The following is a 24281-nucleotide window of genomic DNA, read 5'->3' on the forward strand; positions in this document are numbered from 1 at the left end:
AGACGTGGGTCCGGGCTGGCCGGCGGGACGCGCCTGTGCTCCGCTCGGGGACATGAGCGCTTCCCATCGACGTGCCCTGGATGCCCCCGCGGGGGAACTGGTGGTCCTCTCCCGCTCGCTGGTGGAGGAGGTGACGGAGGCCTCGCGGACGAGCCCCCGCCGGCGCATCATCCAGCCCTTCCACAAGAGTGACGCGGAGCTGCTGCACCGGATGTTCAACGTCATCCAGCCGGACAGCTACGTGCGGCCGCACCGGCACCTGGAGCCGCCGAAGACGGAGGCGTGGATTCTGCTGCGCGGGGCGGTGGCCTTCTTCACCTTCGAGGACGATGGGCGCGTGCGCGACTGTCTGTCATTGGAGGCGGGGGGAGAGCACTTCGGGGTGGACCTGGCACCGGGCATCTTCCACGGGCTGGTGGCCCTGGCGCCGGACACCGTCATCTACGAGGTGAAGAACGGACCGTACGCACCGGCGAATGACAAGGCCTTCGCGTCCTGGGCGCCCGCGGAGGGCACGCCGGAGGCCCCGGCCTACCTCGAGTCCCTGCGCGAGGAGTTCCGGCGGAGGTTCCCGGAGCACCGTTGAACGGGGTGGAGTTCCGCCAGTCAGACTTCCTCGTCGGGCAGGAGCGTGAGGAGCAACTCGTCGTCGGGGCCGAGCGGGCGCCACCCGGGGGGCGGCGGTGTTGCAAGAAGCGCGTCGCCAGCTTTATCGGCGCGCTCCTTATGGGATTCAGGGGTATAGGCAACCCACGAGCCGAGCGCCTTGGCCACTTTGAACCGGTTGGTGTCGTCCAGCTCGGCAGGCCAGCCATCAGGCAGACTCTTGCACAACATGCGCACGAGCACATCGCGCACAAAGCGTGTGACCTGCTTGCGTTGCTCCGCCTCGGCGAGCAAACCGCTCAATACCTGCACTCCGGCGACGTCATCCCTGCCAAGCTCCTCTGCCAGCGCCACGAGTGACGCCGTGGGGCGCGCTCCCGCGAAATCGGTGAGCGAATCGTAACCGCGCTCGCGGAGCCGCTCGTAGATGCGGACCTTCCAGTTGCCCTCCCAGGCACGCCCGTCGCTCATCGCCCACTCCAACTGATGAAGTTCATCGGAATGCTGTACTCCTCCATGCGCTCCGCGACGAGTTCCAGGACCTCGTTTTGCTTCAACATCCGGCCCGTCTTGGACTCGGCTCCGCGCAATGCCTCCATGATCATCCGGTTCCACTCACCGGGCCATACGCGCCCCAGCTTCCAGTTCCCACCGCCGTGTATGGCTTGATGGTGTGCCTGCTCCAGTTTGACGCAGAACTGGTCGATGTCCATCTCGCCCGTGAAACCACGCTTCTCGAACCACTCTCGGAACTCCTTGGGCAGGACGTGGTGTCGCGGTGGCTCGGCCATGCCTGCCCCTGTTCTACCCGTCACGTGCATGCCCCGCACCTCGGGTCCATCGCCCAGTGCCGCACGCACGCCGCGCGGCAGTTCGTCGTGCGCCTCGGCCATCAACACCTGTCCGGCCTGAATCCGCACCGCCGCGCTCACAACAGGCAGTGAGAGGACGCCCGTACGCACCAGTCGCCGCATCATCTCCACCCACTCGGCGGAGACGACGATGCGTGTGCCCATCATCACCCCATCGCCTCCCATCACCATGCCCACACCCAGTGTCGCGGGAACTGATGGTCCCAGCCGAGGCAGCGAGAACTTCATCGCCGACACCATCGTCACCATCTCCACGAACTGCGCCAGCGCCATCACCTTCTGGGTGTTCCTCAGCCCCGAGTGGAGTCTCTGTGCCGTCGCGTTGAACTCGCTGGACAGGTGGCCCATCAGCATGGGCATGTCCTGGGCCGTTGCCTCCAGATGCCCTGGCGCATGCGAGGCCAGGGCCGTCATGGCCGGCTCCAACATCTTCCGCCAGCGGTCCATCTCCACGAACAGCGTCTCCAACGAGGTGTAGCCGTGCTTGAACGCCACATCGAGCAGGTGGAGGACGTCCGCCCAGGTGGCCAGCAGCAGCGAGCCCAGCATGGCTGCCTCGAGCCGGGGACCCGCCAGTCGCAACAGGGCCAGTTGCATGTCCTCGTCTTCCACCTCAGAGGCCATGAGGGCCAGCCGGGTGGCGGTGGTGAGCTCGGCTTCCATCCACCGAAGCTGGCGCTGGCCATACTCCACATGGGGGAGGAAGAGGCCAGCGCTCTCTCCGGCGATGCCCCAGTGGCTCTGCTCCAACCTGGAGAGCTCTCCGGAAAGGTGGCGGAGGGTTCCAGTCACCTCATCCCGTGCGCCGCGAAACGCCAGGTGGGCCGCCAGGGCGCTTGCCCTCTTGGTCTCCTCCGCACGGCCAGAGTCCACCGCCGCGCTCGCGCCCTTGCGATGCTCCCCGGCCCATGAGGGCGCGTCGGCATCGCCATGCGTGTAGCGTAGGTTCATTCCCCTGCCGGGCAGTGGCGTCAGCGAGGCGCAGCCGGTGGACAGCAGGGCCAGCACGAGCAGCAGTGCCAGTGTCGTCTCGTTCAGGCGCGTCCGCCTACACCACCGTCCCGTCGAGACATCCACGGGGGGGGGGTTGTCGGGCCGTTTCGATGGGGAACTCAGCACCCGCGGCATGGATGTCATCAGTGCCTCCGATGGAGGCTTCCCACTCTAGCGGGGTCAGCCCGGGTCGAACTCCACCATCAGCCGATCCGGGAAGGGGCCCTCGAATCGCATACGTCCCTCGCCGCCGGGCGCGCGACGCAGGTTGCGCAGCCGCAGCAGGCACCCGAGCACCTCGGGCAGGACGAGGTGGTTGATGCGCTCCCCGTAGCAGGTGTGCAGGCCCCGGCCGAAGTGCATGTAGCCCTGGGGCGGACGGTCCACCCGGTACTCGTCCGGGTGCTGCATCACCGTTGGATCGAACATCGCCGAGAGCGTCGAGGCGATCACGAGCGTGCCCTTCGGAATCCTCATCTCCCGGTCCGTGCCCTTCGCGAGCACGTAGTCCTCGTGGCACGTGCGCATCAGGAGTGGATTGTGCGGATCGAAGCGCAACGCCTCGAAGGCATGGGCTGCCACGCGCGCCGTGTCTCCCGCCCGGGCCGCGCCCTGCGCCTCTCCCAGCGCCTCGGGCCGCTCCAGCAGTTCATTGACGAGCTGCGCCACGGCCTTGGAGGTGGTGTCCACCGCGCCGACGATGATGCCGCCCACGTTGCGTCTCACCGCATCGTCGTCCAGGCGCGTGGCCTCGTCCTCCTGCATCCGCAGCAGCCGGGTGACGAAGTCGTCCCGGCTCTCGGTGGCCAGCCCGGCCTTGCGCTGGGCGATGAGCCCTTCCATGTAGCGCTTCAGCTCCGCGCTGGCCTCCTTCGCCCGCGCGGTGACGTCCGCGTCGTTGCCCGGGTTGAGGAAGATGTCCCAGAAGATGATGCGCATCCACCGCTTCATCGTCTCCGGATCTGGTCCCGGCACGCCGAAGAAACGGTCCACCATCCCCACCGCCACCGGCCGCGCGAGCCCGTTCACCACGTCCAGCCGCCCCGTGGGACGCGCCAGGGCGATGAGTTGCTCGGCATGCTCTCGCGCCATGCTCCGGATCCGCTCCAGGTCCTCCGGGCGCACGGCCTTCCGGGAGATGGACGCCTCCCGCTGGTATTGCGGCGTGTTCTCCATGCCCAGGAAGAAGGCTCCGGTGGTGCGCTCCATGCGCTCGGCGTAGATCTCCGTCACTCCGAAGACAGCGTCTGTCTTCAACACCTCGTTCACGTCCTCGGCCCGGGTCACCAGGAGCCGCTTGCCCAGCCTCATGTTGGGGTGGTGTTGGCGCAGGAATCCGAACACCGCCCGCTGCATGTCCGCGCCGGTGAACCATCGGACGAATCGGGAGCTCATCGCGCGCGCTCCGCGCCCAGGTACCGTAGCGCCTTGATGCCAGGCATGAAGAAGTAGTCTCCGCCCCGCATGTGCACGAAGCGCGGCACACCGGAGATGCGCTGGCGCACCGGGAAGCCGGGAACCACGGCCGTGTAGTCCTTCGGGTCGTCTTCCGGATACTGGGGATCGTAGTTGTCTCCGGCGATGGGGTCCTTGCTGTCGTACAGGTCGTTGAACTTGGGGTTGTTCATCCACGTCTGCTGGATGAACTCGAACTGGCGCCCGATGTTGGTGTTGAGCGCCACGAACATCAGCCCCTGCTCCTCTTCTCCCCCGGCCAGTTTGTCGTGATAGGGCCGGCCCCGGCGGATGATGAGGTGGCGGGAGACCAGTTTGGTGGACTCCTCGGGGTCCTCGACGAGCGTGTCCCGGGGATTCGCGCGGCGCACGTGCGAGCTGAGGGGACACTTCGTTCCGTACGGGTCATCTCCGAACTCGAAGTGGTTGTTGCTCGTGGCGTCCCCGCCCAGCTTCGGGTCGTCCTTCATCGGGCACAGCACCAGTGGCGCGCCACTCTTCCACCGGCCCATCAGCTTCGCGGCCAGCAATTCCTTGTTCGCCTCGTTCTCCTCCGCGCTCCTGTCCGGGTCGCGGCTGCTCTCCTCGACGAACTTCCAGAAGCCCTTCACGTCCTGGCGCAGCTTGCGGATGACCAGGTAGGTGCCGTTGCGTCCCAGGTCCTTGGGCCTGGGCTCTCCGGGCGCCGTCTGCCCTCGAGGCACCTCGGGCAACAGGTCTCGCGGATCCTCGCCGCGCGGCACCCGGGGCGAGAAGGGGTACTGGCCGTACGCGTTGTGGTAGCCGAGGATGAACTCGCCCGCGTCGATGGGCAGGCCGAGCGCGTCCGACGTGCGTGTGGTGGGCACGCCCTTGATGTAGGGGAACGAGATGCCATCCCGGAAGCCGAAGGGCTCCTTGTCTCCCTGGCGCATGTCCGCGTCCTGGATGAACACCTCCTCCAGGGCGTCCTGGTAGCGCTCGCGGTGCGAGGCGTGGAAGACATCCAGGTCCGCGTCGTCCCGGCCGAAGAGCACCAGCGCCACGTGGGGCACCGTCTCGTCCGTGCCTCCGAACTGCCACTTCTCCGGCGCGCTCCCGCCCGTGTCTCCCAGGATGCGCGCGCGGCGCCGGTCCCTCATCCCCTCGCGGAACTCCTGCAGGAAGGTGATCATCACCTCCGGGGACACTCCCAGGTGCTCCAGTCCCGAGGCCGTGAAGGCCACCTGGAGCGCGTGCTCGCCCCTGGCTTCCCCATGCCCGGGATGCTGCTTGCCGCTCGCGGTCGTGACTTCCTTGCGCTCCACCAGCGTGCGCAACCATGCCCGCGCCCCAGCGCCGTCCTTCACCCGGAGGAAGACATACCGCGAGTACTTCAGGTGCCCGTGCCCGAAGAAGACGAGCCCCTGGATGTCCTCGAACTCGAGTGCCTCGCCCGGTACCGCCGCCGCCGTCTGAGCGCCGGACGTTACAATTTGAGCAGCCATTGTGCCGCCTCCTGGGATTTGAGCTGGGATTTGAGCTGCGCGCACACCGCCACGTTCTGCAGGATGTTGCGGACGCTCTCGTCGGGGTGGGCGCTGTACCAGACCTGGGTGTAGAGCTGGTGGTCGCGCGTCCACTGCTTGAAGTCTTCCTCGTTGGTCGCGCCCTGGCCGAAGAGCAGCCGTGTCTTCGGATAGCCGCGCGTGTTGCTCCACACGCCGGTGAGCCCCACGGCCGCCTGGTCGATGAAGTCACCCAGGTAGCGCTCCCAGCTCCCGTCGTAGTTGCTGAAGAAGAGCAGGCGCCGGCCCTTGTCGATGAGGACCCAGCGCGCGAAGTGGATGCTGGGGATGCCGCCCAGGTTGCCGCGGTTGTAGTAGTGGCGCGCCAGGAAATTGATTCCGCCCAGCACCGTGCGCAGCGTGAGCTGGCGGAACAAGCCCGGGTGCACCTCCACCAGGTGGGTGAGCTGGTTCTGGACCTTGTAGTCCTCCTGCCCCTCCACGCGCGGATCCACCAGGTCCTTCGTCTTGGGTTCCACCTCGTCGCGGGATTCCTTCCACCGCAGCACCAGGGCCGTCGGCACGAGCACGGGCAGCAGCAGCAGGACCACGGGAATGCCCACGGCCAGCTGCACGGGGCGCGAGTCCATGAGGCGCTCGACGAATCGATCCAACCGGCTCGGCCTGGGCTCGGGGTCGCGCTCCAGCTTCAGCCCGGGCACGGTGGCCAGGTACTTCTGTATCTCCTGGCAGAGCCGCTCCGGCTGCATGTCTCGCAGGGTGGCCCGGCGCTCGGGGTCGTCCAGGAAGTCCTGGATGGCCCGCCGCGCCCGGGTGTTCTCCATCACGTCCTGGACGCTGTGGTTCGGGTAGCCCCGGTAGAAGGCGGCGCTGCGGAGTTGATAGCGCTTCAGGAAGCGCTTGAAGGAAGCGACACTGCCCGCCACGTCCGAGGGACAGCCCGCGCAGTAACCGTAGATGCGCGCCAGCACCGGCCCGCCCACGCGGATGAGCTCCTCCAGGTGCGCGTCGAGCGGACCGTCGTAATTGCTCTCGAAGGCGAGCTGTGGGCGGTAGTGGCGCCCTCCATCATTGTCCCCGGGAAGGATGACCCAGCGCAGGAAGTGCACCGTGGTGAGCCGGGCGAAGGAGATGTGGCGCCCCGTCCGGTTGCTGATGTCCTCGCCGATTTCACTCAGCAGGGTGTCGAGATCCTTCACCTTGTCGGGCTGGATGGGGGTGACGACGGTCAGGGCATGGCTGGACATGGACACACTCCTCGGGAGGGGGAGGTTCACGCCGCGGAATGTGATGCGGCGTGGCGCTCCAGGAAGGCCCGCACGGCCTGCTCGCCCTGTTGCATGAGGGCCAGCTTCTGCTCGCGGGTGATGTCGAACTCCGTGGGCTTGATGCCCAGGTCGTCGATGCGGATGCTCCGCGCCAGGTTGGCGGGGCTGTTCATCAAATCAATCTCCTGCGAGCTGATCAGCGAGGCGAAGAAGGACCCGGTGAAGTCATGCAGGTTGTGGATGGGATCCGGTTTCGGCTGGTCGAACGTGTCCAGGAAGAAGCCGAGCGTCCGAGCGTTGTAGCCCTCCGGCCCGTCGAACAGGTCGATGGGGTAGTTCCACATCACCCCGCCGTCGACGTAGATCTCTCCCTGGAACTCGCGGCTGGCGAAGAAGAAGGGAATGGACATGGAGATGCGGACCGCGTCCGCGACGGCCATGTCCTGGCTGCGCTCGTCGGGGAAGACGCGCACGTCGCGCGCCGACAGGTTGGTGCCCACCACGTACAGCGGTTTGAAGCCGCGCGCGCGGTGCTGGGCGAAGGTGATGCGCCCATCCCCCGTCTTGCGGGCGATGACCTTCTCCATGCTCGCGAGGAAGTAGTCGCCCGGGCTCCACCCATACTGTCTGAACATGCGCACGGGCCCGGTGAGCAGGTTGCCATCCTGGATGCCCGCGAAGTCCAGGTTCAACACCTCCTGGCGGATCTCCGCTGGCGTGTAGCCCAGGCTCACCAGGGTGGCGACGATGGAGCCCGAGGACGTGCCCGCCACCTGCTCCACCTGCCCGAAGACACCCCGCTCCTCCAGGGCGAGCATCGCCCCGGCGTAGGCGCAATTGCGGACCCCGGCCCCCTCGAAGACGAGATTCGTGAAAGGAAATGTCACGCCCATGGCCCCCGTGCCACATCGGATTCGGCGGGTAGAATGGGCTCCCCCGTGGTGTGACGCACCGGGCGTATGGCCCTCGGGGGCGCCTTGCGCCGCCTCGCCTGGATGCTCAGGGAGCGGAGAGGGGAGCGGCGTCCCTCCGCCGCGTCACGAACACGGCACCGTGGCTCCGCCTCCACAGGTACTTCGACGGAACGAGGTGGTTGCCAGCCCTGGACAGAGCTCCTGCCCTGCTGGCCCGTTGCATTGCCCGGTGACCATGGGACCCGTAACTTCATCCAGCAAGGCCTTGCATCGCGAGGGCCCGTCGACCGGGGAGCAGCGAATGCGTGAGGAGACCGGTCACAATCCCAGGGGCGGCCAGCCTCGCCCGGCGGGGGGGCATTCCTCAGAGGGTTCGGGCTTCGGCGATTCCTTCCTCAAGGAGGTGGCGCAGGAGCCCCTCCCGTTCCGCAAGCCCGCTCCCGGAGAGCGCCTGGGCGGCTCGGATGGCCGCCGCTTCGACATCATCTCGGCGCTGGGCGGAGGCGCCATGGGACAGGTGTTCCGCGCCCGTGACGAGGAATTGCAGCGCGAGGTGGCCCTCAAGTTCATCCTCCCGCGCACGGGCCATGACGGGCAGTGGCTCACCTCCATGCTGCGCCAGGAGGCGCGGGCCATCGCGCACCTCGACCACGAGAACATCGTCCGCATCTTCGACGTGGCCGAGTGGGTGGGCGCCTCCTGGGAGCCGCGCATTCCCTTCCTCGTCATGGAGTGTCTGGAAGGGGAGTCGCTCGCCGAGCTGCTCCATCGCGAGGGCCGGCTGGGGGTGCGGCGGACGGTGGAGATCATGTCCGGGGTGGCCACGGGCCTGGCGCACGCGCACGACCGCCACATCGTCCACCGTGACCTCAAGCCCAGCAATGTCTTCCTCACCCGGCGGGGGCCGGTGAAGCTGCTCGACTTCGGGCTCGCGTGGCTGACGTCCACCAGCAACTCGCCCGTGCCCTACCTGCCCACCGCGGGCACGCCTCCTTATATGTCCCCGGAGCAGTGGCGCGGCGGGGCGCAGGATGAGCGCACGGACCTCTGGTCCGCTGGCGTCATGCTGTACGAGATGCTCACCGGCGAGCTGCCCTACCCGAGCGCCACGCTCGAGGAGCTGCGCGACCAGGTGGTGTCCGCCGAGCCCGCGCCTCGTATCCGTGCCCACCGTCCGGAGGTGCCGGAGGAGGTGGATGCGCTGGTGGCCGCCGTCCTGGCCAAGGAGCCCCACGAGCGCCCGCGCTCCGCCGCCGAGCTGCGCGACAGCCTGCGCCGGGTGGAGGAGCGGCTGGGGCCCTGGCGCGAGGAGCCGCGCTCGCTGGTGCCCCAGCGCCGTCAGGTGACCCTGGTGTCCTGCCGGCTCGCGGGCTCCGGAGTCCAGGCCGGTGAGCTGGACCCGGAGGACTTCAGCGAGCTGGAGGCCAGCTTCCAGAAGAGCTGCTCGGAGGTCATCCAACGCTACGGCGGCTCCATCACCACCTGCGTGGGAGACGAGGTGCTGGCCTGCTTCGGCTACCCGGTGGCGCGCGAGGAGGACTCGGTGCGGGCGGTGGACGCGGGGCTGCGCCTGGCCGCGTCGCTGCCGGTGCGGGTGGGCATCCATACCGAGACGGTGGTGTTCGACGACAACCTCCCGGAGCTGCGCGGGCGCACGCCCACCATCCAGGGCGAGGCCCCCCGCATCGCCTCGTGGCTGGCGCGTCAGGCCGGCTCCGGCACGGTGGTGCTCAGCCACGCCACGCACACCCTGGTGCGCGCGGCCTTCGATGCCGATGCCCTCGGCACGCGCACCTTCGAGGGGGTGTCCGGTGCGCGCAACGTGGCGGCCTGGCGCGTGACGCGCGTGCGCAAGGCGGTGTTCCGCTTCGACCGGGCGCTGGCCACCGGTCCGCTCTCCACTTTCGTGGGCCGCGAGGACGAGTTGCGCCTGCTCCTCGAGGTCTGGGAGCGGGCCGGGGAGGGCCGGGGCTCCTTCGTGCTCGTCTCGGGAGAGGCCGGCATCGGCAAGTCGCGCCTCCTCCAGGAGCTGCGCCTCCGGGTGCCCACGCGCACGCGCCTCCGCCTGCGCTGCCAGTGCTGGAGCCAGTTCGCCAACAGCGCCTTCCACCCCCTCGTCGGGATGTTGCAGCACCTCTTCCGCCTGGACGCGGAGGGCTCGCCCGGCGCCAACCTGGCCCGGCTGGAGTCGCACCTGGGGGCGTTCGGCCTGGCGCCGGAGCACATGGCCCTCATCGCCGCGCTCCTCTCGCTGCCGGTGAAGGAGAACCTGCCCATCCTCCAGCTCTCGCCGGAGCGTCAGAAGGAGCGCACCTTCGAGGCCCTGGCGGAGCTGCTGCTGCGCATGTCGCGGATGCGCCCGGTGCTCGCCGTGGTGGAGGACTTGCACTGGGCGGATCCCTCCACGCTGGAGCTGTTGGACTTCCTGATGGGCCGGGTGGAGAAGGCGCGCGTCCTGGTGTTGCTGAGCGCCCGCCCGGGCTTCCAGCACACCTGGCCCGCCACGGGCCCGCTGCTCCGGGTGGGGCTGGAGCGGCTGCCGGCCCGCCTCACCGCCACGCTGGTGCGGGAGTCCGCCGGGGAGCGGGAGCTGCCGCCCGAGACGGTGCTGAGGCTCGTGGAGAAGACGGACGGCATTCCCCTCTTCGTGGAGGAGATGACGCGCATGGTGGCCGGAGGCGGCGTCCTGCCCTCCATCCCCATCACCCTGCACGAGCTGTTGCTGGCGCGGCTGGACAGGCTCCCGCCAGGACAGAAGGCGCTGGCGCAACTGTGCGCGGTGGTGGGGCGCGGCTTCTCGCACGCGTTGATGGCCACGCTGACGCGGCGCGGTGCCGCCTCGCTGCGCGGGGACCTGGAGGAGCTGGTGGCCTCGGGCCTGCTCCAACACGACGTCGAGGGGGGCGGGCCCGGCTACCAGTTCCGCCATGCCCTCCTCCAGGACGCGGCCTACCAGTCGCTGCTGCGGGGGACCCGGCGCCAGCACCACCGCCGCATCGCCCAGGCGCTGGTGGAGCAATTCCCCGAGGTGGTGGAGACGCAGCCCGAGGTGCTGGCCCACCACTACACCGAGGCGGGGGACTTCGTGCCGGCCATCCACCACTGGATGAGGGCCGGCATCCGCGCCAGCCTGCACTCGGCCAACCAGGAGGCGGTGAGCCACCTGCGCTACGCGCTGAAGCTGCTGCGCTCCCTGCCCGACGCCGGCCAGCGCATCCACCAGGAGCTGCAGTTGCTCATCGCCCTGGGCATTCCCCTGTCCCAGGTGCAGGGCTACCGCTCGCCCGAGGTGAAGCACACGTACGCCCGGGCCCGGGAGCTCTTCCATTCCGTGGGGGATGCGCTGCCGGACCTGGAGCTGCCCTACTGGGGGCCCTTCGCCTACTACTTCGCCCGTGCCGAGTACCGCCTGTCCCACGAGCTGGCCGAGCAACTGGTGGAGCTCGGCTCGCGCAGGCACGACCAGGAATTGCTCTGCCTGGGCTACCGGATGATGGCCGCCGACTTCTTCGCCTGGGGCCAGCAGCACCCGGCGCGCGAGTACGTGGAGCGGGCGCTGGCGTGCTCGGACTTCTCCCCGGAGCGGCACCGGCTGCTGGCCGAGAAGCACTGGGTGGACCCCACGGCGGTGGCCCTCATCCATGCCTCCCTCATCCACGCGGTGCTCGGCCAGCCGGAGCGCGCGCTCCAGTACCGCCGCGAGGCGCTGGAGCTGGCCGCCCGCATCGGCCATGCGAACACCCGGGCCTATACGCTGCTCTACGCCGCCCTGTCCTGCCAGGTGAGGGGGGACGCGCGCGGCACGCTCGCGCTGGCCGAGGAGTGTCATGCCCTCGCGAGCGAGCACTGGTTGCGGTTGTTCATCGAGTGGTCCGGCCTGCTGCGCGGCTGGGCACTGGCCCGGCTGGGGCAGCCCGGCAAGGGGCTGGAGCAGATGCGCGAGTTCCTCGGCCGGTGGCGGATGACGGGCCTGCGCGCGGGCATGCCGCACACCCTCGGGCTGTTGGCGGAAGTGCACCTGGGCCTGAGCGAGCCCCGCGAGGCGCTGCTCTCGGTGCAAGAGGGACTGCGGTGGGTGGAGGCGGTGGGGGAGCGTTCCTACGAGGCGGAGTTGCACCGGATTGGCGCCGGCGCACACCGGGCGCTGGGCCACGCGCGGGAGGCCCACGCGAGCCTGCTCGAGGCGGTGCGCATCGCGCGCGAGCAGGGTGCTGGAGAGTTCGAGCGGCATGCGTTGCTGGCGCTCGAGCGGCCAGCGGGACCAGGCGCGGGGGTCCCGGGGCTTGTCTGAGGGGGCGGGCGAGTGAAGGACAACGAGAGGCAGCGAGGGAGAGCCACCATGCAGTTGGAAGAGCGCGAGAAGCTGGAGCAGGACATCCAGGTGCTGTGCAAGCGGGGCGACCTGGCCGGGGCCGTGGAGCGGGCGCTGGAGGGATATGGGCAGGAGCTCATGCGGTTGATGGCCTCCGTGCTGCACGACTATGAGCGGAGCCGGGACGCCTTCAGCCTCTTCAGCGAGAACCTCCTGCGGGGGCTGCCGGGATTCCGCTGGGAGAGCTCCTTCCGGACGTGGGCCTACCGCCTGGCGCGCAACGCCTGTTACCAGGTGATGCACGCGCCGGCCGGGCGGGAGCAGCCGGTGACCATGTCCAAGCTGCCGGACGCCGCGGAGAGGCCTCGCTCGGAGACCCGGCCCTGGCAGCGCACCTCGGTGAAGGAGCGCTTCCGAGCGCTGCGCGAGAGCCTGGAACCCCAGGAGCGCATGTTGTTGCTGCTCCGGGTGGACCAGCGCCTGTCCTGGGAGGAGGTGGCGCGCGTCATGTCCGAGGGCGAGGAGCCGTTGTCGGACTCGGCGCTCAAGCGCAAGGCGGCCGCGTTGCGCCAGCAATTCCAGCGCATCAAGACGCACCTGCGCTCGCTCGCCCAGGAGGAGGGGCTCATCGCGGACGAGGACTCCCCGACGCCCGCGTAGGGGGGGGCACCCCCGGTTGATTCCGCGTCAATCCCGGGGGAGCATCCGACTCCCAACGCGGGCACGAGGCCCGCGAGGCCCGGAGGCCACCCAGGTGCAGAGGAAGCTCTTCCGCGAGGACCATGAGCAGTTCCGCCAGTCGTTCCGCCAGTTCCTCGAGCGCGAGGTGAAGCCGCACCAGGAGCGGTGGAACGAGGCGGGCATCGTCGACCGGGAGGTGTGGCGCAAGGCGGGCGAGGCGGGCTTCCTCTGTCCCTGGTTGGAGCCCGAGTACGGCGGCGCGGGCGGCGACTTCCTGCACTCGGTGGTGGTGATGGAGGAGCTGGCCCGCATCTACGAGTCCGGGCTCGCCATGCCGCTGCACTCGGACGTGGTGGTGCCCTACCTCCACGAGTTCGGCAATGACGCGCAGAAGAAGCGCTGGTTGCCGAAGCTGGCCTCGGGTGAAGCGGTGTCGGCGGTGGCGATGACGGAGCCCGGCGCGGGCTCGGACCTGGCGGCCCTGAGCACCACGGCGGTGCGTGACGGGGACTTCTACGTCCTCAATGGCGCCAAGACGTTCATCTCCAACGGCATCCTCTGCGACGTGTGCGTGGTGGCCGCCAAGACGGACCCGGACCCGAAGAACGCGCACCAGGGCATTTCCCTCTTCGTGGTGGAGGCGGGGACGCCCGGCTTCCTCAAGGGCAAGAAGCTCAAGAAGATGGGCATGGCGTCGCAGGACACCTCGGAGCTCGTCTTCGAGGACTGCCGCGTGCCGGTGGCGAACCGGCTGGGCGAGGAGGGCGCGGGCTTCCTGCAGTTGATGAAGAAGCTTCAGCAGGAGCGGCTGGTGGTGGCGGCCATGGCGCAGGCCTCGGCCGAGCAGGTGCTGGCGGACACGCTGGTCTACGTGCAGGAGCGCAAGGCCTTCGGCAAGCCCCTCTCCAAGTTCCAGAACACGCAGTTCAAGCTGGTGGACTGCGCGACGCAGATAGAGGTGGGCCGTGCGTTCCTGGACCGGCTCCTCACCGAGCACATGGCGGGCGAGTACCTGGTGAAGGAGTGCTCCATGGCCAAGCTGTGGCAGACGGAGATGCTGAGCCGGGTCGTGGACGAGTGCCTGCAGTTCTTCGGCGGCTACGGCTACATGCTGGAGTACCCCATCAGCCGCGCCTTCATGGACGCTCGCGTGCAACGCATCTACGCGGGCACGAACGAAATCATGAAGGTCATCATCGCGAAGCAGCTGGGGCTGTAGCCGCTCGCGAACGTTGAGCACCGCACAGGCGCCGGGGAAAATCCCGGCGTCCGGAGCCCGGGTCCGTTATCGGGCCGGGCCTATGTCCAAGCCGCGCGAGTGGAAGGTCGGAGACACCACGGTCCGTTTCGAGCCGCCCGAGCTCGTCTGGGTCCACACCCGGGGTCAGGCCACCCTGGAGGACGCCATCCAGCTGGTGGAGATCTACCGGGAGCTGGGCCAGCAGCACCCCTTCCTCATCGTGTCGGACCTGAGCAAGGCCACCACCCTGGACGTGGAAGGCGGGAGCTATCTGAGCAAGCATGTCCAGCCGAAGTGGATTCTCGGCACCATCTACATCCGCGCGCGGCTGCTGCACCGGGCCGTGGCCAAGGGGATCGCGCTCGCGGCGCACCTGGCCGGGCGTGCGGAGGAGAGCGCGCTGACGCGGGTCCACTTCGTCTCCTCGGAAGCCGAGGCGCGCGAGCTCGTGGCCCGCATGCGCGAGGAGCGGTTCGGCAAGGTGGCCTGAGCGGGACCCTTCCGGTGGCGAGCGGCTCCAACGGGTCCGACTGTTGGACCAGTGAGGCGCCGCCAGCGCATCTGCACGCGGGTGCGGCGGCAGGACGGCGGGGAGCTCCCGGTGGAGATCTCCACCACCGTCGTCCAGAGCGGAGGCGGGCCCATCCGCTACCTCTTGGGCACGCCGCACGACCGGGGGGGCATGGGCGTGGGCCTCTACATCTCGCGGGAGATCATCTTCCACCACGGCGGCACCATGCGGGTGTCGAGCGAAGAGGGCAGGGGGAGCACCTTCTGCTTCTCCGTCCCCTACGCACCCCGGCGGGAGCGGAATGGGCTTCATTCCTGGTTTGCCGAGAGGAGGTGAGCGGGATGACCGGAGCACGCATCCTCGTCGTGGACGATGACCCGGACATGCAGGACGTGATGGCCCTGGCCCTGGAGGCCGGGGACTACCAGGTGTGCAGGGCCTCGAATGGCCAGGAGGCGTTGGAACAGGTGGAGGCGTGCGCGCCGGACCTCATCCTGCTCGACATGCGGATGCCGGTGATGGATGGCTGGACCTTCGCGGCGGAGCTGCGCCGGCGCCATGGCCACCGCGTCCCCATCGTGGTGTGCACGGCGGCCGAGGACGCGCGGCGGCGTGGGCTCGAGGTGGGAGCCGTGGGCTGCCTGAGCAAACCCTTCGAGCTGGAGGAGCTGCTCCACCTCGTGGAGTCCGTGCTGCCCCCCCGGTGGGGGCGGGCGAGCCAGCATCCCTGAAGGCGGACGGCCGGAGGGAGAGGGGACATCCACGGGGCGCCTACGGTTGTTCCGGCATGGGCAGGGAGTGGAGCTCCGCGGGCCAGTCCTCCTCCCGAGAGGGCCGCGCGGGCTCGGCGCGCTGGGACTCGGGGGACTCGTTCAGGAAGTCCTCTTCCAGAATCTCCTGCAACAGCGCATCGGTGGCCTCCCGGGCCTGCTGGAGCGTCTCGGGACGGGCCTCGGAGGCCCGTGCCCGCTCCTCGCCAGGCAGGGGGATGACGGCCTCGCCCGCGGGGGACTGGACCTGGGGAACACGCGGCGCCGCGGGCTCCCGGACGGTGGCGGGCTTGTCGAAGACGTGGCTCTCTGGCTCCCGCTCCGCCGCCAGGGCCTCGTGCGCCCCGGCTCTCCCCTTCGAACGAGCCTCCTCCTTCGCCATGCGCGCCTCCCTCTGTTTCCTTCCGGAAGGTAGGCATGACCCCGGGCCCTGAAAGCACGAAGGGCCCGGAATCCCTGGGAATCCGAGCCCTGGACGCCGGTCGGGCGCCTGTCTGCCTGCCTCTCGATTGGACTGCCTCACATCTCGAGGGGCGGCTGGGGGCCGGGCACGATGCCGGCGATATCCGGATCCTCCTCGCCGGGCTGGCGGGCCGGCCGCGCTTCCTTCTCGCGCTGGCGCTCGGCCTTCTTGGCGTCCTTGTCCCGCTGCTTCTGCTGGCGGGCCATCTCCTTCTGTCTCTTCGTTGACCTTCCCTGCATGGATGCTCCTGGGAAAGAGGAAAAAAGAAGCCCGACCTCATGAGAGGCCGGGCCTCGTGGACTCAAAGGTAAGTAGCCGCGTTCGCGTGATCAGCCGATCGGACGAACGTTCTCGGCCTGAAGACCCTTGGGGCCCTTCTTGACGTCGAACTCCACCTTCTGGCCCTCGGCCAGGGTCCGGAATCCATCAGTCTGAATCGCGGTGTGGTGGCAGAACACGTCCGGGCCCCCGCTGTCCTGGGTGATGAAGCCAAAGCCCTTCGCGTCGTTGAACCACTTCACGGTGCCACTTGCCATGCTCTGATTCTTTCTCCTACACAGCCAGGCGACCATCGCCAGACTGTGCGCTCACTGGAGCGCATGCCGGGCGTACACCCGGTTGCTCGTGAAGTCGAGCCGGGAACCCCCCGACCATCCTTTTCACGACGCCGGGCACACGGCGGCGATCCACCACATAACACTCCTTCGAGGCCGTGTTCTTCCGGAATCACCGTCCGCCAGAAGCTTTCCGGTGGGACGGTGACGGACTCCGGGAATACGGGATGTTCAGGGGTGGGCACTGTTTTCCGGCGGCAGGGCGCGCGCGGGGGGGCGACGGGCGAGCAGCAGGTCCGTGCCGGCGGCGAGCCCCGCGCCCACCGCGTAGCAGACGAGGTCCGAGGCGAGGAAGCCCCGGCCCAGCACGAGTGCGCCCAGGCGGTGGGCCCGGAGGGCGTCCAGCCAGGGGGTGTGGACGAGCTGGCTGAGCTCGACGAGCACGGAGAGGCCCAGGGCGCTCGCGGCGGCGCGCCGGACGGAGAGGCGGGGCAGGACGAAGACGAGGCACAGGTAGACCATGACGGTCCACAGCGCGTCGCCCGCGTAGTCGGTGACGAAGCGGGGCAGGTGGAGCCTCGCCGCCTGGGAGCGCGAGCCCAGGCCCAGCGCGACGACGAGCACCATCAGGGGCAGCAGCAGCGCGCGGGAGCGGGGGCCGGGACTCATCCCGGGCAGTGTACGCGACGCGCCGGTTTCCGGAGACCGGGCGACATTTCGCCAGGGGGTGGTGCGAACGTGCTTGCCCCTGGCGTGGGGAGATGTGGACCATCGGGCCCTATGCGCCGCCCGCTCATCTCCGTGCTCGTGCTGGGGCTCGTCCTCTGGACGCTCCCGGGTTGCCGCCGCAAGAAGGAAGAGGCCTCCGTGGCCGGGGGGAAGACCCCGCTCGTCTTCAAGTACCAGCCGCTGGGAGACCCGGTGGCCTTCCGCGAGCTGCTCGCGGACTTCGAGCGGAAGAACCCGGACGTGGTGCTGAGCACCGAGGCGCTGCCGAACTCCTCGGACGTGGCGCACCAGTTCTTCCTCACCTCGCTGGAGGGTGGGGCGGACGACTTCGACGTGCTGGTGGTGGACGTCGTCTGGGTGCCCGAGTTCGCGAAGGCTGGATGGATCGCCGACATCTCCAAGGCCTTCCCGCCCGAGGTGTTGCGCCGGGACTTCCTCTCCGGCCCGGTGGAGGCGGTGGTGGTGGACGGCAAGACGTACGCGGTGCCGTGGTACGTGGACGTGGGGGTGCTCTTCTACCGCAAGGACCTGGTGCCCCGGGCGCCGCGCACCTACGCGGAGCTGGAGCAGTTCGCGCGCGAGGCGAAGGCGAAGGACCCGCGGCTGCAGGGCTACGTGTGGCAGGGCCGGCAGTACGAGGGGCTCAACTGCAACGTGTTCGAGGCCATCTGGGGCCACGGGGGCCGGGTGCTGGACGAGAAGGGGCGGCTGGAGCTGGACACGGAGCAGGCCCGCGCGGGGCTCGACTACCTGCGGGGGCTCATCGCCAGTGGCGTCTCCCCGCCGGGTGTCACCTCGGCGGCCGAGGAGGAGGCGCGGCGCGTCTTCCAGTCCGGCCAGGCGGTCTTCATGCGCAACTGGCCCTATGCGTGGGAGGAGGCGCAGAAGCCGGACTCGCCCATCCGGGGCAAGGTGGGCATCACCCCGCTGCCCACGGTGAGCGGCGAGCCGGGCTGGGGAACGCTGGGCGGGTGGCAGCTCGCGGTGAACGCGCACGTGTCGCCGAAGCGCAAGGACGCGGCCGAGCGGCTCATCGCGCACCTCACCTCGCCGGAGGCCAACGTGAGGATGGCGTTGAGCTATGGCCGCAATCCGCCGAGGCCCTCGGTGTACAAGGACCCGAGGCTGGTGGAGCGGGTGCCCTTCATCGCGAGCCTGCTGGGCATGGTGGAGAACGCGCGGCCGAGGCCGGTGACGCCGTACTACAACCTGCTCTCGGACGTGCTGCAGAGCGAGTTCTCCGCGGCCATCGCGGGCATCCGCCCGCCGGAGACGGCGCTGAAGCAGGCGCAGCGGCAGGTGGACCACCTCACCGGGCAGTTCGAGTAGGAGAGCGCGCGAGATGAATGGCACGGTGAAGGCCCCGGGCTCCATGGGCCGCGAGCGGCGGCAGGCGTACATGCTGGTGGCGCCCGCGGTGCTGGTGCTGGTGGGCGTGGCGGTGTACCCGATTCTCGCCGCCATCTGGCTGAGCCTGCACCGGCTCATCCTCGTCTTCGGCGAGCGGCGGTGGGTGGGGCTGGAGAACTACGGCTTCATGCTGGGCGACGCGCGCTTCTGGAACGCGCTGGGGAACACGGGTTACTTCACGCTGGTGGCGGTGACGGTGGAGCTGTTGCTGGCGTTGCCGCTGGCCCTGTTGCTCAACACCGCGTTCCCGGGACGGGGCATCCTGCGCGCCTCGGTGCTGGTGCCGTGGGCCATCCCCACGGTGGTGAGCGCGAAGCTGTGGGCGTGGCTCTTCAACCCGGACTACGGCCTCATCAACCGGCTGCTGCCCGGGCCGGACATCAACTGGCTGGGCGTACCGGGGTACGCGCTGCACGCGGCCATCCTCGTGGACGTGTGGAAGACGACGCCCTTCATGGCGCTGCTCCTCCTCGCGGGCCTGCAGGGCATCTCCGAGGACATCTACAAGGCGGCGCGCGTGGACGGCGCGTCGCGCTGGCGCTCGTTCGTGTCGATGACCCTGCCGCTGCTCAAGCCCGCCATCCTGCTGGCGTTGCTGTTCCGCACGCTGGACGCCTTCCGCGTCTTCGACGCCATCTTCGTGCTGACGGAGGGCGGCCCCGCCAACACCACGGAGACGTTGAGCATCTACGCCTACAAGACGCTGATGCGGGCGGGCAACTTCGGCTACGGCTCCACGCTGTCGGTGATGACGTTCCTGTGCGTGGTGGGGTTGAGCCTCGTCTACATCCGGTTGCTCGGGAAGGAGGGGCGGTGATGAAGCGGCCCGGACTGTGGCTGGCGACGGTGGCCTTCCTCACCTTCTTCCTGGGGCCCTTCTTCTGGCAGGTGCTGACGTCGCTGTGGCCGGACGGACAGCTCACCCAGCCCCTGCCCAGCTCGCTCACCTTCGACAACTACGTGAGCGTGCTGTGGGGCCGTCCCTTCCTCCAGGTGTTGATGAACTCGCTGCTGGCGGCCTCGCTCACCACCCTCTTCTGCATGGCGGTGGGGGCGTCGGCGGCCTTCGCGCTGGCGAAGCTGGAGTTCCGCGGGCGTGGCCTGCTGCTGGCCGCGGCGCTCGCCGTGTCCATGTTCCCGCCCATCGCCACGGTGAGCCCGCTCTACCTCATCCTGCGCACGGTGGGCCTGCGCGACACGCTGGTGGGCCTGGTGCCTCCCTACGCCACCTTCGCGCTGCCGCTCACGCTCTGGATTCTCACGTCCTTCTTCCGGCAGCTCCCGGACGAGCTGTACCGCGCCGCGCGGGTGGACGGGTGCACGCCGCTCGGCGCCTTCTGGCGGGTGCTGCTGCCCCTGGCCGCTCCGGGCCTGGCCACCACCGCCATCCTCGTCTTCATCTTCGCGTGGAACGAGTTCCTCTACGCGCTCACCTTCCTGTCCTCGCCGGAGAAGCGCACGGTGCCCGTGGCCATCAGCCTCTTCGCCAGCGAGCACAAGGAGCCGTGGGGGGAGATCGCCGCCGCCTCGGTCATCGCCACGCTGCCCCTGGTGGTGATGACCGTCCTCTTCCAGCGGCGCATCGTCAGCGGGCTCACCGCCGGGGCCGTGAAGGAGTAGCTCGCCCTCCGGCGGCCCCCGTCACGCGTCGAGCACGGGCGCCGGGGCGTCCTCACCCCGGAGGAAGGCGGCGAGCTCGGGCCACTCGCACGCGAGGTACTCGTACTCCGAGCCCCGCGTGGGCCGCTGGGGCAGGACGCATCCCGGCTTGAGGGGCACCAACTGCCCGCCCAGCCGGCTGCGCGCGAAGGCGTGGATGACCGCCACCGCTCCCACGTCCGTTTCGGGCACGTCCTCGCGCACCGTGCGCTGGATGCGCTTCACCGCCTCCACGTACCTGCCCTCGCGGCAGAGCATCACCGCCTGCGCCAGCAGCGCGTGGTCCGTCTCGTCGAACATGGGGCGGCGGATGCGTCCCACCCACTCCCTGGCATCGTCCAGCTCACCGTAGAGGGCGAGGATGACGGCCATCAGCGCGGGGGCCTGGGCATCGCAGACCCTGGCGTCCCTTCTCCTCCCGGCCCAGGTGGTCTTCTCTCCGAGGGCGAGGGCGCGCTCGTAGTCGCCCTGGCGGAACCAGGCGAGGGCCAGTGCGTAGTAGCCCCGGCCCCGCACGATGTTGCTCCCGGTGGACATCGCGACTTCCAGCGAGTGGATGGCCTCCTCGGGTCTGCCCGCCAGGAGCTGCTCCCAACCCCGCCGCTCCAGCTGTCTCACCTGCCAGTCCAGCCAGCGTTGGAGGGCCAGACCCGCGCAGAAGACTCCCGCGAGGGCAATGGGCATGGGGAGCCGCGTCACCCCGAGGTCCATCTCCGAGACGTCCGTCAGGGCGCTCGGGTTGAGCAGCATGACGATGCCGCCGAAGCCAGCGAACATCATCATGCTGGACAGGAGGCGCAGTCCCTTGAGCCGGGCCGTGAGGAACGGGTCATGCGTGAACGACGGGCGGAGTACGGAGTTCGTGAGTGTCGTCATGCCCGGCCCCCGTGCAATGCCCGGCCCAGGGTGGACTCTCGTCTTTTCCGGCACCTGGCTCGTCAGTGCGTCCATGCGCGGGATGCTCCGTCCGCAGAGGACGACGGCAGGGCCCCTGCTGAGCGCGTGATGACCTGGGCCGCCCCCTCCGGGCGCACCCGGTACGAACTTGTCCAACTGTTGGACAAGTTCTGGAAGACCGCGCCCGGACCCCGCTCTCCTGGTGGGCTCGTTGCTGGGCCAACGAGCACGACCCACGCGGGTGGGGGGGCCTGGGCGGAAATGGGGTGGATCCGTTTGAATGCGGACGCTCGCGGCCCGTCAGAGTGGGCAGATGCAGCAAGGACACAGTCCAGAAAGATGACTCCCATGAAGGCCCTCTTCGTCGCCATCACGCTCCTGACCTCGGTTGCCGCCTCCGCCCAGACCGCCCCCTCCTTCGCTCCGCCCCCCGGCCAGCCCACCGGCAACGCGCCTCCGACCTCGTCCAACGAGTTCCGCGGCGGCGGCCGTGACGACGGCGACGAGTTCCGCGAGTACCGCCGCGGCCGCCGTGGCACCCTGGTGGTGCTCGAGCGCGAGGATGTGGAGCAGCGCCTCGCCGAGCTGGAGAAGTTGCTGGGTAAGGCCTTCGAGAGCGGCAATCGCGGCAACAGCGGCAGGGCGAAGATCCGCGCCGCCTACGAGGAGCTGAAGGATCTCCGCGAGCTGGTCGCCGATGCCCCCGAGCTGCGGAGCCAGGGCCGCGGTGGTGGCTACGGCAACCCGCCCCCGCCCCCGCCCCCTCAGCCCATCGCCGACGGCAAGCTGCAGATGATCATGGGCTCCATGTCCCGTGAGCCCTTCGCCGAGAACAAGATGAACGTCCTGGAGGGGGCCGCCGGTACCCACTACTTCCTGGTCGGCCAGGTGCAGCAGGTGATCAACCAGTTCCAGTTCTCGCAGGACAAGCTCAAGGCGGTGCGGATGCTGTGGTCGCGCGTGCTCGACCGGGACAACGCCTTCCAGCTCTACAACTCCTTCCCGTTCTCCAACGACAAGGCCGAGCTGAAGCGCATCATCTCCAACTGAGGCTCGGGTCCCAGGGGCCCACCAGGGGCCGGGCTCGCGGGGCGGCAGTGCCCCTCGGGTCCGGCCCTTTGTGTTTGAATGGCCCGCGATGCGCTCCCGCACCCGCAGAGCCACGCTCCTGGCCCTCCTCGGCGGACTGCTGCTCGTGGGGGTGCTCGCCGTTCCGTACTACCTCCGGGGCCTGTCCCTGGTGGCTCGCGCCGGGGGAATGAGCGAGGGGTTGGCCGGGAGCGTCTCCCGCTGGGGCACCACTCCCGTCACCGAGGAGGATGTGCGGATTCCCTCCCGCCATGGCTCCCTGCGCGCCCGCCTCTTCCGGCCCGAGCGTCCCCGGGGCCGCACGGTGCTCCTCACCACCGGTGTGCACGCGGATGGCATCGACGAGCCCCGGCTGGTGAAGCTCGCGAGGGATCTCTCCGCCGGAGGGCTCACCGTCATCACCCCCGAGCTGCCCGATCTCCTGAGCTACCGCATCACCCCGCGCGAGCCGGACATGCTCGAGGACGCCGCGCTCTGGGCCTCCGGGCGGCCGGAGCTCGCGCCCGATGGCCGCGTGGGCCTCATGGGCATCAGTTTCTCCGGAGGGCTCTCGCTCGTCGCCGCCGGACGGCCCTCGCTCGCGGGCAAGGTCGCCTTCGTCTTCTCGTTGGGCGGGCATGGCGAGCTCTCGCGCGTGCTCGCCTTCCTGTGTACCGGCATCGAGCCCGGTGGCCAGCACCGCAGGCCCCATGACTACGGCGTGGCCATCATCCTGCTCAACGTGGCCGACCTGATGGTTCCCCCCGAGCAGGTGGAGACGCTGCGCGCGGGCATCCGTACCTTCCTGCGCGCCTCGCACCTCGCCCTGCGGGACACGCGCCAGGCCGAGGAGACCTTCGCCGCGGCCCGGCGCATGCAGTCGGAGATGCCCGAGCCCGCCGCCACGCTCATGAAGTACGTGAACGAGCGGGATGTCGCCGCGCTCGGGCCGCTGCTGCTGCCGCATGCGAAGGTCTACGCTGGAGATCCATCGCTCTCGCCCGAGCTCTCCCCGGCCCCGTCCGCGCCCGTGTATCTGCTGCACGGCACGGAGGACTCCGTCATCCCCGCCATCGAGTCCGTGCTCCTCGCGCGCTGGCTGGAGCCCCGGACCGGGGTGCGGCTGTTGCTCTCACCCCTCATCTCCCACGCCGAGCTCGAAGGGCTGAAGGACCTGGACGATGTCGGGCGGCTCGCCGCCTTCTGGGCACGGCTGCTCGATGCGTAGGCCGACGTCCATGCGGAACCCGCTCACAGGCCCAGCAACTCGCGAATCTGGCCGAGCATCTCCTCCTCGGAGAAGTGCACCTCGGTGTCGCTACCGATGAGCGTGCGCGCCGTTGCGAGCACCTCCTCCGGGTGCTGACGCAGCAGGCCCAGGTTCGGCGCCGGCAGGGGCTCGCCCAGCTCCAGGCACCGCTCCAGCCGTTGCAGCTCCGGCAGGGGGACCTTCCACCGCTGCGCCGCGCCAATGAGCGCATGCGCCTCGCTCGGTTTGAGCTCGTCGTCACTCCAGGCCACGTGCAGCAACAGCTTGAGCAGCTCGGTGTAGAAGCGGTCGTCGGTCGGTGTCGTCATCCCGGTGTCGTCTCCGCCCCGAGCGTCGCCCGTTCCCGGCTCCCCGTCCATGAACAAGGCGCCCGCTCCGATAGCGGGTAGACAGGCGAGCCGCGCCCGCTATGCGCCCTGCCAGGTGAAGCGGAACGGTGTGCCGCACGCGTTGCTCCGGCACCGGAACAGGTAGCCCCGGCCGTTGTCCCCGAAGGCCAGGCCGAAGGGCATCGCCGCGAGCTGGGCCATGAAGTGCATGGGCTCGCTACAACATTCCGGTGTGGCATCCCCGTTCACCCAGCCGGCCACGCCGCCCACCTTGCTCTCGGGTGCCTCCTCCAACGCCCGGTCCAGCGCGGCGAGCTGCTCGTCCGTGGCCTCGTTGACGTCCACCGAGAGCGCCTCGGTGTCCTCCTCGGCCGGGGCCAGGCCCAGGTTCCATTCCGCGTACGGCAGGCCCGTGGGCCTCGCTCCCTCCACCGAGGCCGTGCCCGGCTCCACCGCCACCACCGCGTTGGCCCCACTGTGCGGATCCCACCGCTCACAGGCGGTGTCCGGGTTCTCGCACTGGAAGACGTACACCGCGGCGTACGGCGACAGGTCCAGACGCCCGGGGACATGCGGTAGCTGGAAGAGGAAGCGCATCGGCGCGCCGCATGCGGTACATGCGGGCCAGGCCAGGGGGCCCACGGGCTCCGGTGCTCCGCCCACCTTCGCGAGCGGCATCTGCGTGCCTTGTTTCGAGCCGCCGGGTACCAGCGCCCACAGTGGTGAGAGTCCGTCCATCACCTGCTCAGCCTAAGCTTCTTCAAATGGCGTGACCAATGCTCCCTCTCCCCTC

The 24281-nt window shown here is 69.3% G+C and carries 25 protein-coding genes; 12 read left to right on the forward strand and 13 right to left on the reverse strand.

Annotation, left to right across the window (positions count from 1 at the left end):
- The first annotated feature begins 52 nt into the window (after positions 1 to 52).
- Positions 53 to 586: a WbuC family cupin fold metalloprotein gene (locus Q664_RS45900; RefSeq protein WP_043412052.1), complete on the forward strand. Its 534-nt coding sequence runs from the start codon at positions 53 to 55 to the stop codon at positions 584 to 586.
- Between the two features lie 20 nt (positions 587 to 606).
- Here Q664_RS45900 and Q664_RS45905 read toward each other — a convergent pair whose 3' ends face one another.
- From Q664_RS45905 to Q664_RS53660, 6 genes are all read right to left on the reverse strand, one after another.
- On the reverse strand, positions 607 to 1077 hold the full coding sequence (locus tag Q664_RS45905) for a hypothetical protein (RefSeq protein WP_043411947.1): 471 nt from the start codon (positions 1075 to 1077) through the stop codon (positions 607 to 609).
- Entirely contained in the window at positions 1074 to 2555 is a 1482-nt protein-coding gene (locus Q664_RS45910; RefSeq protein ID WP_235217137.1) for a TIGR02269 family lipoprotein, read from the reverse strand. The genes Q664_RS45905 and Q664_RS45910 overlap by 4 nt, the downstream gene beginning before the upstream one ends.
- 96 nt (positions 2556 to 2651) lie before the next feature.
- Positions 2652 to 3866, reverse strand: a complete 1215-nt coding sequence (locus tag Q664_RS45915; RefSeq protein WP_052519526.1) for a cytochrome P450 — start codon at positions 3864 to 3866, stop codon at positions 2652 to 2654.
- Positions 3863 to 5392, reverse strand: a complete 1530-nt coding sequence (locus tag Q664_RS45920) for a Dyp-type peroxidase (RefSeq protein WP_052519527.1) — start codon at positions 5390 to 5392, stop codon at positions 3863 to 3865. The genes Q664_RS45915 and Q664_RS45920 overlap by 4 nt, the downstream gene beginning before the upstream one ends.
- Complete coding sequence (locus Q664_RS45925; protein WP_043411949.1) at positions 5374 to 6660, reverse strand: hypothetical protein; 1287 nt, start codon at positions 6658 to 6660, stop codon at positions 5374 to 5376. The genes Q664_RS45920 and Q664_RS45925 overlap by 19 nt, the downstream gene beginning before the upstream one ends.
- A 26-nt stretch (positions 6661 to 6686) precedes the next feature.
- Complete coding sequence (locus tag Q664_RS53660; RefSeq protein ID WP_160174645.1) at positions 6687 to 7568, reverse strand: patatin-like phospholipase family protein; 882 nt, start codon at positions 7566 to 7568, stop codon at positions 6687 to 6689.
- Between the two features lie 328 nt (positions 7569 to 7896).
- On the opposite strand from Q664_RS53660, the gene Q664_RS45935 reads away from it, so the two are divergent.
- The 6 genes from Q664_RS45935 to Q664_RS45960 all read left to right on the forward strand — a co-directional run bounded on the left by Q664_RS45935 (position 7897) and on the right by Q664_RS45960 (position 15070).
- The gene (locus tag Q664_RS45935) at positions 7897 to 11886 is read left to right on the forward strand and encodes a protein kinase domain-containing protein (RefSeq protein WP_084610907.1); all 3990 of its coding nucleotides are present in this window, start codon (positions 7897 to 7899) and stop codon (positions 11884 to 11886) included.
- Between the two features lie 48 nt (positions 11887 to 11934).
- The gene (locus tag Q664_RS45940) at positions 11935 to 12567 is read left to right on the forward strand and encodes an RNA polymerase sigma factor (protein WP_052519529.1); all 633 of its coding nucleotides are present in this window, start codon (positions 11935 to 11937) and stop codon (positions 12565 to 12567) included.
- A 94-nt stretch (positions 12568 to 12661) separates the two neighbouring features.
- Positions 12662 to 13807, forward strand: a complete 1146-nt coding sequence (locus tag Q664_RS45945) for an acyl-CoA dehydrogenase family protein (RefSeq protein WP_043411954.1) — start codon at positions 12662 to 12664, stop codon at positions 13805 to 13807.
- An 82-nt stretch (positions 13808 to 13889) separates the two neighbouring features.
- The gene (locus tag Q664_RS45950; RefSeq protein WP_043411956.1) at positions 13890 to 14318 is read left to right on the forward strand and encodes a hypothetical protein; all 429 of its coding nucleotides are present in this window, start codon (positions 13890 to 13892) and stop codon (positions 14316 to 14318) included.
- 51 nt (positions 14319 to 14369) lie between these two features.
- Positions 14370 to 14675, forward strand: a complete 306-nt coding sequence (locus tag Q664_RS45955; RefSeq protein ID WP_043411958.1) for an ATP-binding protein — start codon at positions 14370 to 14372, stop codon at positions 14673 to 14675.
- A 5-nt stretch (positions 14676 to 14680) separates the two neighbouring features.
- The gene (locus Q664_RS45960) at positions 14681 to 15070 is read left to right on the forward strand and encodes a response regulator (protein WP_052519530.1); all 390 of its coding nucleotides are present in this window, start codon (positions 14681 to 14683) and stop codon (positions 15068 to 15070) included.
- Positions 15071 to 15110: 40 nt separating this feature from the next.
- Here Q664_RS45960 and Q664_RS45965 read toward each other — a convergent pair whose 3' ends face one another.
- The 4 genes from Q664_RS45965 to Q664_RS45980 all read right to left on the reverse strand — a co-directional run bounded on the left by Q664_RS45965 (position 15111) and on the right by Q664_RS45980 (position 16795).
- Positions 15111 to 15491, reverse strand: coding sequence for a hypothetical protein (locus tag Q664_RS45965; protein WP_043411959.1), 381 nt, complete (start codon positions 15489 to 15491; stop codon positions 15111 to 15113).
- Positions 15492 to 15628: 137 nt separating this feature from the next.
- Complete coding sequence (locus tag Q664_RS45970) at positions 15629 to 15811, reverse strand: hypothetical protein (protein ID WP_043411962.1); 183 nt, start codon at positions 15809 to 15811, stop codon at positions 15629 to 15631.
- Positions 15812 to 15901: 90 nt separating this feature from the next.
- Positions 15902 to 16108: a cold-shock protein gene (locus Q664_RS45975; protein WP_043411966.1), complete on the reverse strand. Its 207-nt coding sequence runs from the start codon at positions 16106 to 16108 to the stop codon at positions 15902 to 15904.
- A gap of 249 nt (positions 16109 to 16357) precedes the next feature.
- The gene (locus Q664_RS45980) at positions 16358 to 16795 is read right to left on the reverse strand and encodes a ribosomal maturation YjgA family protein (protein WP_063934882.1); all 438 of its coding nucleotides are present in this window, start codon (positions 16793 to 16795) and stop codon (positions 16358 to 16360) included.
- Between the two features lie 111 nt (positions 16796 to 16906).
- On the opposite strand from Q664_RS45980, the gene Q664_RS45985 reads away from it, so the two are divergent.
- Genes Q664_RS45985 through Q664_RS45995 form a run of 3 tightly spaced genes read left to right on the forward strand, consistent with a single transcriptional unit; the run spans position 16907 to position 19885 of the window.
- A complete protein-coding gene (locus Q664_RS45985; RefSeq protein ID WP_043411968.1) occupies positions 16907 to 18184 on the forward strand; it encodes an ABC transporter substrate-binding protein in 1278 nt (425 codons plus the stop codon).
- Positions 18185 to 18197: 13 nt separating this feature from the next.
- Positions 18198 to 19082 carry a carbohydrate ABC transporter permease gene (locus Q664_RS45990; RefSeq protein WP_043411971.1) on the forward strand — a complete coding sequence of 295 codons (885 nt, stop codon included), beginning with the start codon at positions 18198 to 18200 and terminating at the stop codon, positions 19080 to 19082.
- Complete coding sequence (locus Q664_RS45995; RefSeq protein ID WP_043411974.1) at positions 19082 to 19885, forward strand: carbohydrate ABC transporter permease; 804 nt, start codon at positions 19082 to 19084, stop codon at positions 19883 to 19885. The genes Q664_RS45990 and Q664_RS45995 overlap by 1 nt, the downstream gene beginning before the upstream one ends.
- A 21-nt stretch (positions 19886 to 19906) precedes the next feature.
- On the opposite strand, the gene Q664_RS46000 is transcribed toward Q664_RS45995, so the two are convergent.
- On the reverse strand, positions 19907 to 20800 hold the full coding sequence (locus Q664_RS46000; protein ID WP_043411977.1) for a tetratricopeptide repeat protein: 894 nt from the start codon (positions 20798 to 20800) through the stop codon (positions 19907 to 19909).
- A gap of 360 nt (positions 20801 to 21160) precedes the next feature.
- On the opposite strand from Q664_RS46000, the gene Q664_RS59715 reads away from it, so the two are divergent.
- Both Q664_RS59715 and Q664_RS46010 read left to right on the forward strand, forming a co-directional pair.
- Entirely contained in the window at positions 21161 to 21871 is a 711-nt protein-coding gene (locus Q664_RS59715; protein ID WP_160174646.1) for a proline and serine-rich protein 1 family protein, read from the forward strand.
- A gap of 88 nt (positions 21872 to 21959) precedes the next feature.
- Complete coding sequence (locus Q664_RS46010; RefSeq protein ID WP_200883864.1) at positions 21960 to 23117, forward strand: dienelactone hydrolase family protein; 1158 nt, start codon at positions 21960 to 21962, stop codon at positions 23115 to 23117.
- 23 nt (positions 23118 to 23140) lie between these two features.
- On the opposite strand, the gene Q664_RS46015 is transcribed toward Q664_RS46010, so the two are convergent.
- Both Q664_RS46015 and Q664_RS46020 read right to left on the reverse strand, forming a co-directional pair.
- Positions 23141 to 23467 carry a tellurite resistance TerB family protein gene (locus Q664_RS46015; RefSeq protein ID WP_043412078.1) on the reverse strand — a complete coding sequence of 109 codons (327 nt, stop codon included), beginning with the start codon at positions 23465 to 23467 and terminating at the stop codon, positions 23141 to 23143.
- Between the two features lie 99 nt (positions 23468 to 23566).
- The gene (locus tag Q664_RS46020; protein WP_152622741.1) at positions 23567 to 24226 is read right to left on the reverse strand and encodes a hypothetical protein; all 660 of its coding nucleotides are present in this window, start codon (positions 24224 to 24226) and stop codon (positions 23567 to 23569) included.
- Positions 24227 to 24281 lie beyond the last annotated feature (55 nt).

This window comes from Archangium violaceum Cb vi76 (assembly GCF_000733295.1).
Classification (GTDB): Bacteria; Myxococcota; Myxococcia; order Myxococcales; family Myxococcaceae; genus Archangium; species Archangium violaceum.

Excerpts from the sequence above, each read along its gene's own strand:
- Q664_RS45900 (WP_043412052.1), top strand. The coding sequence starts at position 53 with ATGAGCGCTTCCCATCGACGTGCCCTGGATGCCCCCGCGGGGGAACTG.
- Q664_RS45905 (WP_043411947.1), bottom strand. The coding sequence starts at position 1,077 with ATGAGCGACGGGCGTGCCTGGGAGGGCAACTGGAAGGTCCGCATCTAC.
- Q664_RS45915 (WP_052519526.1), bottom strand. The coding sequence starts at position 3,866 with ATGAGCTCCCGATTCGTCCGATGGTTCACCGGCGCGGACATGCAGCGG.
- Q664_RS45920 (WP_052519527.1), bottom strand. The coding sequence starts at position 5,392 with ATGGCTGCTCAAATTGTAACGTCCGGCGCTCAGACGGCGGCGGCGGTA.
- Q664_RS45925 (WP_043411949.1), bottom strand. The coding sequence starts at position 6,660 with ATGTCCAGCCATGCCCTGACCGTCGTCACCCCCATCCAGCCCGACAAG.
- Q664_RS45935 (WP_084610907.1), top strand. The coding sequence starts at position 7,897 with ATGCGTGAGGAGACCGGTCACAATCCCAGGGGCGGCCAGCCTCGCCCG.
- Q664_RS45940 (WP_052519529.1), top strand. The coding sequence starts at position 11,935 with ATGCAGTTGGAAGAGCGCGAGAAGCTGGAGCAGGACATCCAGGTGCTG.
- Q664_RS45950 (WP_043411956.1), top strand. The coding sequence starts at position 13,890 with ATGTCCAAGCCGCGCGAGTGGAAGGTCGGAGACACCACGGTCCGTTTC.
- Q664_RS45960 (WP_052519530.1), top strand. The coding sequence starts at position 14,681 with ATGACCGGAGCACGCATCCTCGTCGTGGACGATGACCCGGACATGCAG.
- Q664_RS45965 (WP_043411959.1), bottom strand. The coding sequence starts at position 15,491 with ATGGCGAAGGAGGAGGCTCGTTCGAAGGGGAGAGCCGGGGCGCACGAG.
- Q664_RS45970 (WP_043411962.1), bottom strand. The coding sequence starts at position 15,811 with ATGCAGGGAAGGTCAACGAAGAGACAGAAGGAGATGGCCCGCCAGCAG.
- Q664_RS45975 (WP_043411966.1), bottom strand. The coding sequence starts at position 16,108 with ATGGCAAGTGGCACCGTGAAGTGGTTCAACGACGCGAAGGGCTTTGGC.
- Q664_RS45980 (WP_063934882.1), bottom strand. The coding sequence starts at position 16,795 with ATGAGTCCCGGCCCCCGCTCCCGCGCGCTGCTGCTGCCCCTGATGGTG.
- Q664_RS45985 (WP_043411968.1), top strand. The coding sequence starts at position 16,907 with ATGCGCCGCCCGCTCATCTCCGTGCTCGTGCTGGGGCTCGTCCTCTGG.
- Q664_RS45990 (WP_043411971.1), top strand. The coding sequence starts at position 18,198 with ATGAATGGCACGGTGAAGGCCCCGGGCTCCATGGGCCGCGAGCGGCGG.
- Q664_RS45995 (WP_043411974.1), top strand. The coding sequence starts at position 19,082 with ATGAAGCGGCCCGGACTGTGGCTGGCGACGGTGGCCTTCCTCACCTTC.
- Q664_RS46000 (WP_043411977.1), bottom strand. The coding sequence starts at position 20,800 with ATGACGACACTCACGAACTCCGTACTCCGCCCGTCGTTCACGCATGAC.
- Q664_RS59715 (WP_160174646.1), top strand. The coding sequence starts at position 21,161 with ATGACTCCCATGAAGGCCCTCTTCGTCGCCATCACGCTCCTGACCTCG.
- Q664_RS46010 (WP_200883864.1), top strand. The coding sequence starts at position 21,960 with ATGCGCTCCCGCACCCGCAGAGCCACGCTCCTGGCCCTCCTCGGCGGA.
- Q664_RS46015 (WP_043412078.1), bottom strand. The coding sequence starts at position 23,467 with ATGACGACACCGACCGACGACCGCTTCTACACCGAGCTGCTCAAGCTG.
- Q664_RS46020 (WP_152622741.1), bottom strand. The coding sequence starts at position 24,226 with ATGGACGGACTCTCACCACTGTGGGCGCTGGTACCCGGCGGCTCGAAA.